Annotated in this window: 14 protein-coding genes; 12 read left to right on the top strand and 2 right to left on the bottom strand. The window is 57.0% G+C overall.

Going from position 1 to position 14,976, the window contains the following annotated elements:
* The first annotated feature begins 5 nt into the window (after nucleotides 1–5).
* Nucleotides 6–959: an IS5 family transposase gene (locus VSR68_RS35600; RefSeq protein ID WP_342944243.1), complete on the top strand. Its 954-nt coding sequence runs from the start codon at nucleotides 6–8 to the stop codon at nucleotides 957–959.
* Between the two features lie 121 nt (nucleotides 960–1,080).
* On the opposite strand, the gene VSR68_RS35595 is transcribed toward VSR68_RS35600, so the two are convergent.
* Both VSR68_RS35595 and VSR68_RS35590 read right to left on the bottom strand, forming a co-directional pair.
* Nucleotides 1,081–1,239, bottom strand: a complete 159-nt coding sequence (locus tag VSR68_RS35595; protein ID WP_342944242.1) for a hypothetical protein — start codon at nucleotides 1,237–1,239, stop codon at nucleotides 1,081–1,083.
* A 956-nt stretch (nucleotides 1,240–2,195) separates the two neighbouring features.
* The gene (locus tag VSR68_RS35590; RefSeq protein WP_342944241.1) at nucleotides 2,196–2,906 is read right to left on the bottom strand and encodes a GntR family transcriptional regulator; all 711 of its coding nucleotides are present in this window, start codon (nucleotides 2,904–2,906) and stop codon (nucleotides 2,196–2,198) included.
* A 427-nt stretch (nucleotides 2,907–3,333) separates the two neighbouring features.
* Between VSR68_RS35590 and VSR68_RS35585 the strand changes: the two genes are divergently transcribed.
* From VSR68_RS35585 to VSR68_RS35535, 11 genes are all read left to right on the top strand, one after another.
* The gene (locus VSR68_RS35585) at nucleotides 3,334–3,765 is read left to right on the top strand and encodes an arginase family protein (protein ID WP_342944240.1); all 432 of its coding nucleotides are present in this window, start codon (nucleotides 3,334–3,336) and stop codon (nucleotides 3,763–3,765) included.
* 101 nt (nucleotides 3,766–3,866) lie between these two features.
* Nucleotides 3,867–4,580, top strand: a complete 714-nt coding sequence (locus VSR68_RS35580; RefSeq protein WP_342944239.1) for an ABC transporter permease subunit — start codon at nucleotides 3,867–3,869, stop codon at nucleotides 4,578–4,580.
* Complete coding sequence (locus tag VSR68_RS35575) at nucleotides 4,580–5,317, top strand: ABC transporter permease (protein ID WP_342944238.1); 738 nt, start codon at nucleotides 4,580–4,582, stop codon at nucleotides 5,315–5,317. Before VSR68_RS35580 ends, VSR68_RS35575 begins: the two co-directional genes overlap by 1 nt.
* Complete coding sequence (locus VSR68_RS35570; RefSeq protein ID WP_342944237.1) at nucleotides 5,310–6,101, top strand: ABC transporter ATP-binding protein; 792 nt, start codon at nucleotides 5,310–5,312, stop codon at nucleotides 6,099–6,101. Before VSR68_RS35575 ends, VSR68_RS35570 begins: the two co-directional genes overlap by 8 nt.
* 53 nt (nucleotides 6,102–6,154) lie before the next feature.
* Nucleotides 6,155–6,985, top strand: coding sequence for a lysine/arginine/ornithine ABC transporter substrate-binding protein (locus tag VSR68_RS35565; protein WP_342944236.1), 831 nt, complete (start codon nucleotides 6,155–6,157; stop codon nucleotides 6,983–6,985).
* Between the two features lie 83 nt (nucleotides 6,986–7,068).
* Nucleotides 7,069–8,325 (top strand): FAD-binding oxidoreductase, encoded by a 1,257-nt coding sequence (locus VSR68_RS35560; protein WP_342944235.1) that lies wholly within the window; start codon nucleotides 7,069–7,071, stop codon nucleotides 8,323–8,325.
* A 193-nt stretch (nucleotides 8,326–8,518) separates the two neighbouring features.
* The gene (locus VSR68_RS35555; protein WP_342944234.1) at nucleotides 8,519–8,866 is read left to right on the top strand and encodes a RidA family protein; all 348 of its coding nucleotides are present in this window, start codon (nucleotides 8,519–8,521) and stop codon (nucleotides 8,864–8,866) included.
* A gap of 296 nt (nucleotides 8,867–9,162) precedes the next feature.
* Entirely contained in the window at nucleotides 9,163–10,905 is a 1,743-nt protein-coding gene (locus tag VSR68_RS35550) for a thiamine pyrophosphate-binding protein (protein ID WP_342944233.1), read from the top strand.
* Between the two features lie 11 nt (nucleotides 10,906–10,916).
* Nucleotides 10,917–12,173 carry a Zn-dependent hydrolase gene (locus tag VSR68_RS35545; RefSeq protein ID WP_342944232.1) on the top strand — a complete coding sequence of 419 codons (1,257 nt, stop codon included), beginning with the start codon at nucleotides 10,917–10,919 and terminating at the stop codon, nucleotides 12,171–12,173.
* Between the two features lie 24 nt (nucleotides 12,174–12,197).
* Nucleotides 12,198–13,697 (top strand): aldehyde dehydrogenase, encoded by a 1,500-nt coding sequence (locus VSR68_RS35540; protein WP_342944231.1) that lies wholly within the window; start codon nucleotides 12,198–12,200, stop codon nucleotides 13,695–13,697.
* Nucleotides 13,698–13,898: 201 nt separating this feature from the next.
* Nucleotides 13,899–14,960, top strand: a complete 1,062-nt coding sequence (locus VSR68_RS35535; RefSeq protein ID WP_342944230.1) for an IS110 family transposase — start codon at nucleotides 13,899–13,901, stop codon at nucleotides 14,958–14,960.
* Nucleotides 14,961–14,976: the final 16 nt, after the last annotated feature.

The following is a 14,976-nucleotide window of genomic DNA, read 5'->3' as shown; positions in this document are numbered from 1 at the left end:
GAGAAATGTCGCAGTTGGGTCTTGGCCTGGATCTGTCAACCAAGCGCACGCGCAAGCGGGAATTTCTCGATGAGATGCGGCGTGTTGTGCCTTGGTCGAAGCTGATTGCACTGATCGAGCCGCACTATCCGGCAGGCAAAACCGGACGGCCGCCTTTCCCGATCGCGACGATGTTGCAAATTCATTTTATGCAGCAGTGGTTCGGTCTGTCGGACCCTGCAATGGAAGAGGCGCTGTACGACGTGCCGCTGTATCGCGAGTTCGCGGGTCTCGACGGTGGCATGGTGCGTCTGCCGGATGAAAGCACGATTCTCCGGTTCCGACATCTGCTTGAAACACATGGGCTGGCTTCGCAAATGCTCGCGCTGGTCAATGAGATCCTGACAGAAAAAGGCTTGATGCTAAAGGCTGGATCCGCAGTCGACGCCACCCTGATTGCCGCGCCCAGTTCGACAAAGAACGGTTCTGGCAGCCGGGATCCAGAAATGCACTCGACGCAGAAAGGCGGCAACTGGTACTTCGGAATGAAATCCCACATCGGCGTCGACGCAGACTCCGGACTGGTTCATACAGTCATTGGAACGGCGGCCAATGTGCACGACATTACCGTTGGCCACGCGTTGCTGCATGGCAAGGAGACGGATGTCTACGCTGACGCCGGGTATCAGGGAATCGAAAAGCATTGTGCGGCAGACGCAGCTCGTTGGCATGTTGCGATGAGACCGGGCAAGCGCAGACTACTGGACCTGAGTGATCCTCTGGACGCGATACACGATCAGATCGAGCGACTCAAGGCCGGCATCCGTGCCACGGTTGAGCACCCGTTTCGCGTCATCAAGCGGCAGTTCGGCTATGCGAAGACCCGCTATCGTGGTTTGATAAAAAATACTGCCCAGATCACCACGTTGTTCGCTTTGAGCAATTTGTGGATGGCGCGCAGAGCTTTGCGAAACGCTTAAGATTGAGCCGGTTCGGCCATATGTTTCACCGGCACAGCGCCCGACACGTGAGCGTACCGGGCGATCTCCGCACAAGGAATGTCGTCGCCGTTCAGACTGCGATGAGTGTGGAAGACCACCGCTACGAAAATGACTTCTGCAGACCTTCCTTAACAGGGGTGCCGTCACTACCGTTGCGCGTAAACGTCAGAGCGGTGTGCGGCAGCACCGATTTATGCAACAACGCCGTGTGGATCTGGAAAATGCGCTTTGCGATATCAAGTCCGATAACGTCAGGCATGGTTCTCTCCTCAGTCGGGTGACTGCGTCATGTTGCCCGGAAGGGCCGGGAGGCGTCCATGCCATCTTCGCTGAATCGCTTCTTCATTGTCGTTCCTTTTGGGAACGAACTCTACATCGTTATCGGACTAACCATGGGGAGCAGGTCAGCTGGGTTACGCATGGCCGCGTGACTCAAGCCAAACTCAAGCCAAACGGCCTCCGAGATTCCCGAGGCGGTTCAGAACATCGATTCCGGATAGATTTGCGCAAGCCACGAGGACGTCAGAACCAGAGGTTGTAAAATTCGGGCTGGCCATAGATTACAACTTGGCCGCTACATGCGAAACGTTGATAATAAGGTCAAATACGTCGAAGTCCTATGGACTAGTACTAGTTGAGCTGTGCACAACCTTGTTGTCCTTTCCTGACTTAGGCTCTTGCATTACCAGTCTCCGAATGGGGCGATCTCTCCCGCATGGCCGGTCTCTCCGGATCGGGTGGGAAAATGCACCATCTTCCATCTCGATGACGAAAAAAGAACATTGCCTTCGACCCGGTTCCGTTATCTGCGACCACGCAGACATATCGTCCCCTGCTGGATCGTCCGTAGTGGCTGACTCGAAATCCTCTCTTCCGGTCAGGCGCCAACCAGTCCTGCACCATGCTTCTCAGCGACGTTCCGCCTATCGCCATAGCTTCCTCATTTCGTAAAGAATACTGTTGCGCGATGCCGAAGAGCAAACGCTAGCGACTTGCTCGCGGCAACTAGCGTTCGAAAGCCCTACCACGACCTACGCTTACTTCAGGTCTGCCGCCACTCAGCGGCGCTCGATTCATTTCGTCATGCTTACGTGGCAGACAAAATGCAGAACAGTCCGGCAAATAAAGCAGGGATTAGTCGTACTCCGGGAAATAGATCAACTTCCGGCATACACTCAATTCACGACTTCGAATGCGCACCAATGCATGGCTCCATCATTCAGACTGAGCGAAATCGACTGACCATGCTAGTTGGTCGAACGGCGCTTGGTTATAACCAAAAATCGTTATGTTTGGATCGGTGGTTGTATGTCGGTAGCAGCGACGCACCATCGGGTAGCCAGCGGGAACACCGAAAACGTCTTCTACTGGCCCTGCGGCTGGGGCGGCGTCAACTATTATTCTGGTGTTTCTGATGCGGATGCCATGGTGTGCAAGCACTTCGGTTACAAGCTGATTCTCGAACAGCCTAAGAAGTTCATCATTAACATCGGAGGAGAGATATACGGCGTCATACACGAGCGGCAAACCATCAGCGAGTAGAGTCTTTCGTACGCAAAGCATCAATCGGTCAGGCGGATCGAATGAACGCAACGTGGCATCACGAATCTTCTCTCTTGTGATGGAATGAACATGAATCCCCTGATTTTCGGTCCTGGAAAAACTGATATCCAATCTACGAACAAAACGCTTTGTCTTCTTTACGTAGGTTCCTTTGCCAGGGATAGCGACGAGCGCGCCAGCAGCCTGCAAATCCCGGAGCGCGCGTTCAATCGTTATCGTACTAACCCCGAACTCACTACTGAGGGCGGAGGCGGAGGGAATCGGTTCTTCGACTGCATAAACGCCCTCTTCGATTCGTCGGGAAATTTCTTTGCGAACTGCAGCATGCAGCGAGTCCGAAGCGCGTCGATTTATCGTTTCCACGTTCTTTCCTGTGCCAAGTTAGGGTTGGTGTAGCGCGAGTAGTGGGATGGCATCGTATCGTGCGTTCGGGTGGTATCGGTGCTGAATACTAACAACGTAACGTCTCGATAGCGGTTACCTATTTAGACGCCTTATTGATAGCCGTGCGGTGGCGACATTCGTGAGCAAAGCCTTGAACTCATCGCCCCCGTTCCCGGAGTCAAGAGCACTGCCGCCCATGCTGGCCGGCGGCGAACCAACACGTACCTGTTTACCCCTATTTCACCGATACCGAGTCTTTAACGATTGTCCCAACCTCCTATGGGAGCTATAGTAGCAGAAACTAGCACGATGAGTTCTGCACAAGCGGACCAATGCACGGTAGGAAACGACGTTTGTAAGTAGTCTTGGAGGAGAAATGGCATTTGCGCATAGGAAATTCACGGACTTGGACCGAACACGTCCGGACGTTGACGCCGGCACCATGGAAACTTTGGGTATGGAGGGTTTTGAGGCGCTAAAAAGCCTCCTGACTGCTTTTTATGCCCCCCCGATGGACCTAGGAGTCACAAATAGAAATGGCTGGCGCTTCGACTCCCATGCTCTGCGTGCGGTAGAGAACTTAAGGCCTTTCAATGACCCGCTCTTGTGCGCGCCGATTCATGAAATGGACGTCGCGGACATTGACGACGTACCTTTCCGGAATCGGTTCGATCATCGACAAAGTCATCAAGACATTCACGACTTCGTGGCGCGCGCGACGGCCGCCGGTGTGCTCCCACTAGGCGTTGGTCAAAACCACACCATTTTGCATCCGATTCTTCATGCAATCGGAAAAGCACGGCCCGTCGATCCTAAAAGCTACTTGAGCGATATTTAAAATTCAACCTCTCAGTGGAACACGCTAAGAGGATGATACGGATACCCAGGCACTGATCGACTGGGATTTCACAAGGTTGGGCAATCCTAGCGGTGGATAATATGGAATACTATCAATTTATGGGATTCGGTAATAATGGTTGGGGGCGGGATATGCTTGCCGCAGCCGGGGTGTCCGTCGCCGTCGCCTTATGCGGATTTGTTTTCGGCTTGATCTTCGGGTGCTTGGGCGCATTTGCAAGTCTTTCGCGCGCGCGCGCATTTCGGCTAGCTGCGTCGAGCTACACAACTGCACTCCGTGGTATTCCTGATCTGCTCGTCATCTATCTCCTGTATTTCGGATCCAGTTCGGTGCTGTCAATGGTCGGTGAGCTTTTCGGGAGCCGAGGTTTCGTTGGTGCTCCAGCATTTTTGACGGGGGCGCTTTCATTAGGCATCGTATCCGGCGCTTACCAGACTCATGTTTTACGAGGCGCGGTTTTGAGTTTGAACAAGGGCGAGATCGAAGCTGGTCGGGCATGCGGGATGAGTTCATTCCTGCTTTTTCGGCGAATAGTGTTGCCGCAGGCAGCGCGTTATGCCTTGCCGGGCGTAGGCAATGTATGGCAATTGGTTTTAAAAGAATCTGCACTCATATCGGTCATCGGCCTTGCCGAGTTGATGCGGCAGGCTCAGGTTGGTTCAGGGTCGACAAACCAGCCTTTCAGCTTTTACCTGACGGCCGCCGCTCTTTATCTTCTGATTACTTTCGTGTCCGGCCAAGCATTCCGCATTGCCGAGGCTCGTGGCGTGCGCGGTCTGCGCAGGAGTATCTAATGCCCTTCGATCTCGCATTTCTCTGGCAAACATTTCTCCTATTGCTTAAGGGCGTACCGCTTACATTGGCGCTAGCCTCGGCATCTATAGCAGCGGGAGGCGTGATCGCTTCCTGCCTTGCCCTGATGCGAGTGTCTCGCCGTTGGTGGTGGGATCTACCCGCACGCGGTTACATTTTTGCCTTTCGGGGTACTCCAATGCTAGTTCAGATCTACATTATCTACTATGGATTGAGCCAATTCCCAGCGATACGTCATGGCTTTCTTTGGCCATTTTTCCGGGACGCCTATTTCTGCGCTCTTGCGGGCTTGGCGCTAAATACCGCCGCTTACACGGCTGAAATCATGCGGGGGGCATTGCTGTCCGTCCATGCGGGTCAAATCGAGGCGGCCCGTGCGTGCGGCATGGGGAGAATCCTGCTATTCCGCCGCATCATCATTCCTCAAGCGATTCGTCAAATGCTGCCAGCTTACAGTAATGAAGTGATTTTGATGGTCAAGTCGACCTCGCTCGCCTCGACGATCACGCTCATGGAAATCACGGGCATTGCGGCGAAATTGATATCTGAAAGCTACCGCCCCGTAGAGATCTTTATCTCGGCAGGGGCTATCTACCTTTCGCTCAACTTCATCGTCGCACAATTGTTCGCGTTGCTGGAGTGGAAATTATGGCCAGCGCGTCGTACGAACCGCTTGAAATCCATCATCCCTAAAACGACCGGAGAGATTCATGCATAACGAGGAGCGCGCGCCAGCAGTCGCACTTTCAGGAATAAGGAAGAGTTTTGGATCGCAGGAGGTATTGCACGGCGTTTCGCTCTCGGCGCAAGAGGGTGAGGTCATTGCTATTCTGGGGTCATCCGGTTCGGGGAAGTCCACACTTCTTCGCTGCGCAAATATGTTGGAAATCCCCAATGCCGGCAACGTGTCGATCATGGGCGAAGAGATAACGATTGATCCAGGAACAGGTCGCATGCCTCGGCCTGCTGATCCGAGACAACTCAACAGGATTCGTGAACGCGCAGCGATGGTATTTCAGAGCTTTAATCTGTGGTCCCATTTGACAATTCTGCAGAATGTTATGGAGGCGCCTCTTCACGTCCAGCGACGTCCCCGAAACGAAGTACGCGCAGAAGCTGAAGCCCTTCTTGAACGAGTCGGAATTGAGGCCAAGCGCGACAAGTATCCTTCCGAGCTTTCGGGTGGTCAACAACAGCGCGCGGCGATTGCTCGGGCGCTCGCGATGCGTCCCGACGTCCTTCTTTTTGATGAACCGACATCGGCACTTGATCCCGAACTCGTCGGGGAGGTGCTTAGGGTAATCCGTGATCTCGCGGCAGAGGGCCGTACGATGCTAATAGTGACGCATGAAATGGCATTTGCACGAGAGGTCTCGACGCGAACGGTTTTTTTGCATCAAGGGGAGATTACTGACGACGGCCCGACCTCAGAAATGTTCGCGAATCCGTGCTCTGACCGCTTCCGGCAATTCCTCGCGAGGGCGGACGCTTCGTCCCACTGACCGCGAAGCCGGTGCAGCACAAGCCCAACCAAATCAACTGCGACAGGTGAACTATGAAGTTGAAAAATGCGTTTTGCACGTTGCTGCTTCTCATGGCCGGCCAGGTGGCGGCTGAGGGAAGGACAATCACAATTGCTACCGACGGCGCGTACGCTCCCTGGAACTTCTCGGGGCCGAACGGAAAACTTGATGGTTTCGAAATAGATCTCGCACATGTGCTTTGCGATCGAATGAAAGTTAAGTGCGAAATTGTGTCTCAAAACTGGGATGGCCTGATCCCATCCCTCAACGCCAAGAAATTCGATGCCATTATGGCTGGCATGAGCATCACTCCGAAACGCCAAGAAGTGATTTCTTTCTCTGTACCGTACGGTGTCTACATTAGCGGCTTTGCAACATTAAAGGATAGCAAGCTCGCATCGATGCCTGGCTCTGGCGAGATTTACTCGGTTGACACGCAGGCGTCGGAGGCACAGAAGAGAATCACCGAGATGAAATCGGTCCTTCATGGTGCGACAGTCGGTGTTCAGGAGTCGACCACCGGTGCGGAATTTCTGCAAAGATACTTCAAGGGAGCCATTAATATCAAGGAATATAAAACTGTTCAAGAATTCAACCTTGATTTGATTAACGGCCGTCTGGACGCAGTATTCTCAAGCGCCACAGTGCTCACTGACGCATTCCAGAAGCCCGAGCTTCGTGATGCCAGAATGGTCGGTGCAGAATTTTCTGGAAGTGCATTAGGGATGGCTGCGGTGGGCCTTCGCAAGGAGGACACAGCGTTGAAAGCTGATTTTGACAAAGCTATTAAGTCTGCGATCGATGATGGCACAGCTAAAGCCCTGTCCATGAAGTGGTTCAAGATGGACGTCATTCCGAAGTAATTTCCATCTCTGCGCCCAAACCGATAGGGGGAAACCCCTTCGGTGCAATGCAGACGTCAATAGCGCTTAACTGAAGATGAAAAATGTCTACTAAGGACTGTGGCCGCGGTTCCATTGGAATCATCGGTGCCGGCATTGTCGGTGTTTCGGTGGCGTTGACTCTCCAGCGGGAGGGGTGGGATGTGACGATTATCGACGGATTGCCGCCGGGTAGCGGCGCGTCCTTTGGAAATCAGTGCATGATCAGCCCTGATCTGTGCGTCCCAATGTCCATCCCGGGCATGCTCCGAAAGGTACCAAGGTGGTTGAGTGATCCCCTTGGTCCTTTGGCAATTAAGCCAAGCTATTTCCCAAGGGTAGCACCTTGGCTTTTGGAGTGGTCGCGAGCTGGTCGGTTCGATCGTGTCTTAGCCCGGTCTGACGCCATGAGATCGCTGCACAATGGGGCATTTGACGCCTACCGAGAGTTGCTTGGTGCCAGGGAATTTTCTAAACACATTCGAACAGAGGGGCAGGTGTGTTACTGGGAAGGCAAGGAACCGCCGGAGGAACAGCCTGTTCAGGACGTACTTTGGGAGCGCCATGGCGTAGTTGCCGAAGACTTACCACTTGAAGATCTCTATCACTATGTGCCATCGCTCACAAGGGACGTCAGCAAAGCGATCATCCTGCCGAAGAATGGTCACACTACGAACCCACAGAGGCTCGTTTTAAAAATTGCACAATTGTTCGAAGAAGCCGGCGGCACCATAAAACAGGAGAATGTTCTCAAGATCATTCCCGAATCTGAAGGATATCGGCTCGTGACCGGCATCGCAAATCATCGTTTTAGCCAGGTAGTCGTTGCAGCCGGGGCATGGTCGCAACGACTTCTTGCACCGCTAGGCTATCGTTTGCCGTTGGAGACTGAGCGTGGGTACCACGTTACGATCGAGCATCCAAATGTAGAGTTGCCGACAGTCCCAATTCTCTGCCTTAATCGACCAGCAGGCATATCTCCGTTGGACGGGAGCATTCGCGCCACTGGATCGATTGAATTCGCTGGTCTTGACGCCCCAATGAATGAGAAACGCGCGGATGTTCAAATCCGCCGCACCGAGCAAATGCTGCCCGGACTCAAGATCAAGGACTATTCGATCTGGATGGGCCATCGCCCTTCATTTCCTGACAATCTTCCCGTGATCGACCGCGCCCCGAATCATCGTGGCCTATTTTTCGCATTCGGTCATTCTCACTCTGGAATGACAAGCGCGCCGGCGACCGGACGTCATATTGCGGCACTAATTGGTGGCCGGGAATCACATATCAATCTTGCTCCGTTCAGTGCCTCTCGATTCTGACGGTACTTGAATTGAAGATATTACCGCCCCCGAACTCGCCAGATTGCGGCCTACTGAAGTGCTGAGAGGAGTACTTGCTGCGAGGCGCGTGGTGGGCAAGCGTGAAGTTTGCAGTCTGCGTGAGCCATGAAATCAACTTCGAGAGCGCTGTGTATGACGGAACTCTCGCGCCTCATAAACTTTGGAGTTGGAAATGATTGAGAGAATAGGAATGACTGATCGCTGGAGCGATGCTGTGCTCGCTGGGAACATCTTATTTATAGCCGGACACACGGCAGATAAATACAGAAGTCATTCGGTCTTCGCGCAAACCCAAGAGGTTCTGAGTTTGCTCGACATCACATTGTCAAAATCTGGTATGACCAAGGAAAATCTCGTTAGCGTCCAAATCTTCCTTTCTGATATCACCAAGATCGACGAAATGAATAAGGCGTGGGATGGTTGGGTTGCAAAAAGTGCTGCGCCCAGCCGGGCCACGGTAGAGGCGCGTTTGGCCTCTACGGAGATAGCAGTTGAAATCACGGGAATAGCATTCCGATAGCGCGCGTTTGCAGAGAAACCTAGCATCGAAGGTGAGAGCCCCATGCAGGTCGCAATGGACCCAGCGCGTGATATCGCCGCAGGGGCTTTGGAAGAACACGCGTAGAAGGGCGCGCTCGAGAATGGAGCCGACGTACTGGTTCCCCTTACTCGAACGGTTCACACCGCCTGCCGACCGCCCCGTGGCACGTCCTCGCGTCGCTGCACGGCGCGCGGTCACGCGCAAGCCGTATTGGGCGCGGTGCGCATCATTCAGAACCTGGGCCGCCTAAATGCGGACCAGACAGACCACGGAGAATGCACTTGACTTCGATTTCCAACCCCGCCCCGCTCTCGCGCCGCAACGGTGGCCAGATCCTGATGCAGCAATTGCGCATCCACGGTACCCGTCGCATATTCTTCGTACCGGGCGAAAGCTACCTGCCGTGTATTGACGCGCTCAATGAACATAGAGGTGTTATCGAACCCATTGCCTGCCGCCAGGAAAGCGGCGCTGCGTACATGGCCGAATCCCTTGGCAAGCTGACCGGCGAGCCGGGCATCTGTTTCGTGACTCGCGGCCCGGGTGCGACCAACGCAAGCATTGGTGTACACACAGCGTTCCAGGATTCCACACCGATGATCCTGTTCATCGGGCAGGTCGGCAACGACTTCTACGAACGTGAGGCCTTTCAGGAGATCGACTACCGTCGCATGTTTGGCCAGATGGCCAAATGGGTGGCACAGATCGACCGGACCGATCGTATCCCCGAGTACATCGCGCGCGCCTTCTCGGTTGCAACCAATGGCCGCCCCGGCCCTGTCGTGCTGGCTCTGCCGGAAGACACGTTGTGGGGCACGGCTGAGGTCGCTGACCTGCCCCGGTACACCCGCACGTACAGCCATCCAGGTGCCGAAGACTTGCAGCGGATGGTCGCACTGCTGGAAGAGGCCGAGCGTCCGTTCATGATCGTAGGCGGTACAGGCTGGACCCGCGAGGCAATCAGCCATGTAGAAGACTTCGCAGTACGCTTCCAGTTGCCGGTTGGTACGGCGTGGCGTCGCCTGGAATGCTTCGACCAACGGAGCGCGAATGCGGCAGGTCACGTCGGCTGGGCGATGACGCCCGAGCTGCGCCAACGCCTGCTCGACGCCGACGTCGTCCTGGCGGTTGGTACCCGCCTCGGTGAAGCGACTACCGACGGTTACACCGTCATCGAAAGCCCGATGCCGAAGCAAAAGCTCATTCACGTCTATCCGGACGCCAGTGAGCTCGGTCGCGTCTTTTTACCAACGCAGGCCATCGTTGCAGACGTCGCAAGTTTCGCGAGCGCGTTGGCTCCACTTGCACCAAGGCAACCACTGGAGCGCATGGACTGGGTCCGGTCGGCACGCGCCGATTACATGGCAAGCCTGAAACCGCTGCCGGCGAAAGGACCGCTTTCTCTCGACGAGGTCGCTGCCATCGCCGCCGAGCAATTGCCGCGCGATGCCTGCATCACCGTCGGCGCTGGCAACTACGCGCTGTATCCGCACCGGTATCGTGAATACGCTGGCCCCGGGACCAGCCTCACCCCGACCGTAGGCTCCATGGGCTACGGTCTGCCTGCAGCGATCTCAGCCAAGCTCGAAAACCCGGAGCGCACTGTGGTGTGCTATGCCGGCGACGGCTGCTTTCAGATGAACCTGCAGGAGCTGGGCGTGGCACTCCAGTACCGAGTGGGCATCGTTGTGCTGGTTTTCAACAACGGCATTTGGGGGACGATCCGCTCTCACCAGGAACGCGAATTCCCAGGCCGTGACATCGCGCTGTGCTTCACCAATCCCGACTTTGCCGCCCTTGCGCGGAGCTATGGCGGTCACGGTGAAGTGGTCGAACGCACCGAAGACTTCTCTGCAGCGCTGGCACGAGCCTGCTCGTTCGCTGAGAGAGAAAAGCTCCCGGCCCTCATCGAACTGCGCTACGACGCCGACGCAATCGCACCCGGCGAAACCCTCTCCGGAATTCGCGACGCCGCATACGCACGACAGAAGGCCGCCACCTCTCACATTGACGCATAGGCACACAGACCATGAGTACACCGCATACGACTCAGGACCTCACAGTCAACGGCACACGCCTGTGGCAATCATTGATGGATCTCGCCCGCATCGGAGCTACGCCGAAAGGTGGCAATGCCCGGTTGGCACTGACCGCGCTTGATGGCGAGGGACGCGACCTGGTAGTTCGCTGGATGAAGGAAGCCGGGCTCGAAGTCCATGTCGACCAAATCGGCAATATCTTTGGCCGTCGAGCTGGTCGAAACAATGCCCTGCCGCCGGTGATGACCGGCAGCCACATCGATACACAGCCCACCGGCGGCAAGTTCGATGGCTGCTACGGTGTGATGGCGGGGCTGGAAGTGTTACGCACCCTTAACGAACAGGGTATTCAGACCGAAGCCCCCATTGAACTCATCATCTGGACCAATGAGGAGGGCTCGCGCTTCCTGCCCGTGATGATGGGCTCAAGCGTGTTCACCGGGCGCTTCACGTTAGATACGGCGCTTGAGGCCCGCGATAGTGCCGGCCTGAGCGTGCGCGATGAACTGGCCGCCATCGGCTATGACGGCACCTTTCCTGTTGGAGCGCGTCCGGTTGGCGCGTACTTCGAGGCACACATTGAGCAGGGACCAATACTTGAAGCCGAGCACAAAGTGATCGGCGCCGTGACGGGTTCCCTGGGCGTACGCTGGTATGACGTCACCGTCACCGGTATGGAAATGCACGCCGGCCCCACGCCGATGACGGTGCGCAAAGATGCCCTGTTGGCTGCCAGTGAACTCGTGCAAACGGTGATTCGTATTGCGAACGACAATCTGCCAGACGGTCGCGGCACCGTCGGTGTACTTAACGTCCACCCTTCTTCGCGCAACGTTGTGCCCGGCCGCGTGGACTTCACGGTCGATCTGCGCCACATCGATGCCGTAACACTGGACGCCATGGACCAGCACCTCCGCGAATCCTTCTCCGCGATCGCGAAGCGCCACGGAGTCGATCTCGACCTACGGCTGGCGCAGTACAACCGCCCCACGCCCTTTGCCACCGAGCTCGTAGGCATGGTACGCGAAAGCGCGATGCGCCGCGGCCTACCAGCGATGGACATTGTCACCGGTGCGGGACATGACGCCGTACACATGGCGATGGTCCATCCCACCGCCATGATTTTCGTGCCATGCAAGGACGGCGTCAGCCACAACGAGATCGAGGAGGCGCAACCGGAGCACCTTGAAGCCGGCTGCAACGTGCTACTCGACGCCATGCTCGCGCGCGCCGGCGTCGCCAGCTAACCATTTTCTAAACGCGCAGATCCCATGGAACTTCACGACCTCGCCTACTGGCAAGCCAAGGCCGACACGATGTGCTTCGACGGCTTGGCGTACATCGACGGCCGTTACACACCTGCTGCCGACGGCGCCACATTCCCCTGCACCAGTCCTATCGATGGGCGCAAGCTGGCCGACGTCGCGGCCTGTGGCCAGTCTGATGTCGATCGCGCAGTGGATGCGGCGCGCCGTGCCTTCGAGACTCGCGTCTGGTCGGGCTTGACGCCGCGTGAGCGCAAGCGGCGGCTGCAACATCTGGCGGCGCTGGTTGAACGGCATGCCGAGGAGTTGGCGCTTATCGAGGCGCTCGACATGGGTAAGCCCGTACGTGACGCTCTGCTATTTGATGTGCCCGAGACAGCACGCTGCTACGCCTGGTATGGCGAAGCCGTGGATAAACACTATGATGAGATAGCGCCCACCGGCGAAGGCGCACTCGCCACGATCACGCGCGAACCTCTGGGTGTTGTCGCGGCTGTCGTGCCATGGAATTTCCCGCTGATGATGTCGGCATGGAAGGTAGCGCCGGCACTTTCCGTGGGAAATAGCGTGGTGCTCAAGCCGGCCGAGCAGTCGTCGCTGAGCGCCTTGCGCCTGGCAGCGCTCGCCGCGGAAGCCGGTATTCCACCAGGCGTCTTCAACGTAGTTCCCGGCCTTGGCGCCGTGGCCGGCCAGGCGCTAGGAATGCATCCCGACGTCGATTGCCTGGCCTTCACTGGATCAACGCTCACCGGCAAGCGGTTTATGCGCTATTCAGCCGACTCAAATCTCAAGCGCGTCTGGCTTGAGTGCGGTGGCAAATCTCCACATATCGTCTTCGATGACTGTCCGGATCTCGATCGTGCAGCACTTGTAGCCGCTCAGGCCATCTTTGTAAACCAGGGCGAAGTCTGCATTGCGGGCTCGCGCCTCTATGTACAGGAAGGCATCCATGACGCCTTCATGAATCGCCTCGCCAAGCACGCCAAGGCCATGGCCCCCGGTCATCCGTTGGACCCCGACACCCCAATCGGCGCCATCGTCGATGAACGACAGATGCAGGCCGTGCTCAGCCATATCGAAGCGGGTATCAGCGAGGGGGCCGTGCTGCGTACCGGTGGCCAGCGGGTACGGTGCGAAACAGGTGGCTACTACATCGAGCCGACAATCTTCGACTGCGCCAGCCAGGACCTATCGGTAGTTCGCGAGGAAATCTTCGGACCGGTGCTAGCCGTACAGCGCTTTGCGACTGAGGAAGACGCCATCCGCCTCGCCAACGACTCAATCTACGGACTCGGCGCCGGACTTTGGACCCGCAACGTCGGCCGCGCCCACCGACTCTCGCGTCGGTTGCGCGCCGGGCTGGTATGGGTCAACTGCTATGCCGATGGGGATATTTCCGTGCCATTCGGCGGCCTCAAGCAGTCCGGCTTCGGCCGTGACAAGTCCCTGCACGCGCTGGACAAGTACAGCGACCTTAAAACAACCTGGATCGATCTGAGAGACTAATTCCCACACAGGGGAGCCAACATGCCCCCGTTACTATCTTCACTCCTCGACAATCGAGGATTTGGCACCAGCCAGGCCCGGCATGATTCTCGCCCCCAGTCGCAGTCATGATCCGAATTAGTAACGACTTTCCCGATCTCGTGGCATAGCGATATGCCAGGATGGTTGGTGCTGGGCAACCCATCGGAGAAGGGGAAAGTCATGGACAAGATTACTCGTATCGGCGTGGACCTGGCCAAGAACATCATCCAGGTACACGGCGTGGACAGCATGGAACGCGTGGTGGTCAGGAAAGCGATCTCGCGGCAGAAATTCCTCGAATGGTTTGCCAACCTTGAGCCGTGCCTGGTCGCAATGGAAGCGTGCAGTGCAGCCCACTGCTGGGGGCGCAAGCCGCGCGAGCTCGGCCACGAGGTTCGGCTGATCGCGCCGCAGTTCGCCGCGCCGTATCGCAAAGGCGGCAAGCACGTGAAGAACGACAGGCTCGATGCGGAGGCCATCTGCGAGGCCGCAGGCCGGCCGCACATGCGCTTTGTGGCCGTCAAAACCGCAGACCAGCAAAACACGCTGGTGGTGCACCGCATGCGCAGCGGTTTCGTCGAGGAGCGTACCGCGCTGATCAACCGGCTGCGCAGCGAACTGATGGAGTTCGGCGTGTTCCTGCCGCAAGGCATTGACGCATTTCGTGCGCGCTTCGTCGAGGCACTGGAGGACGGGGACACTGAACTGAACGGTGTCGCGCGCACTGCGCTGCTGCGAGGCTGGGAACACCTGCAGGCCCTCGACCAGCAAATCGCCTGGTACGACGCGCAAGTCGCCACGCACGTGAAGCACGACAGCAGCGCGCAGCGCCTCATGGCGGTCATCGGCATCGGACCGCTCACCGCGTCCGCTGCGGTGGTGAACGTCGGTGACGCTCACCTCTTCAAGAACGGGCGCCAATTTGCCGCCTGGATCGGCACGGTGCCCAAACAGAAGAGCAGCGGCGGCAAGACCCGCCTGGGCCGCATCACTAAACAGGGCAACACGTATCTGCGCATGCCGCTGTTCCAGGGCGCGCGCTCCGCGGTAACGAGCGCCCATCGACGAACCGACCGGCTCTCGCGCTGGATCGTTCAACTCCAGGCACGCGTAGGCTGGTATCGAACGCTGGTGGCTATCGCCAACAAGCACGCGCGCATTCTGTGGGCGATTCTGGCCAAGGGCGAGCGCTTCGATCCCTCGCATGTCACCACTCCCTCAACACGGGGCCAGCCAGGGTAGGACAACAGCGCGAACA

This window comes from Paraburkholderia phymatum (genome assembly GCF_038900715.1).
Lineage (GTDB): Bacteria > Pseudomonadota > Gammaproteobacteria > Burkholderiales > Burkholderiaceae > Paraburkholderia > Paraburkholderia phymatum_A.
The sequence above is the reverse complement of the archived record's forward strand: the minus strand, read 5'-3'. Positions and strand labels throughout refer to the sequence as shown.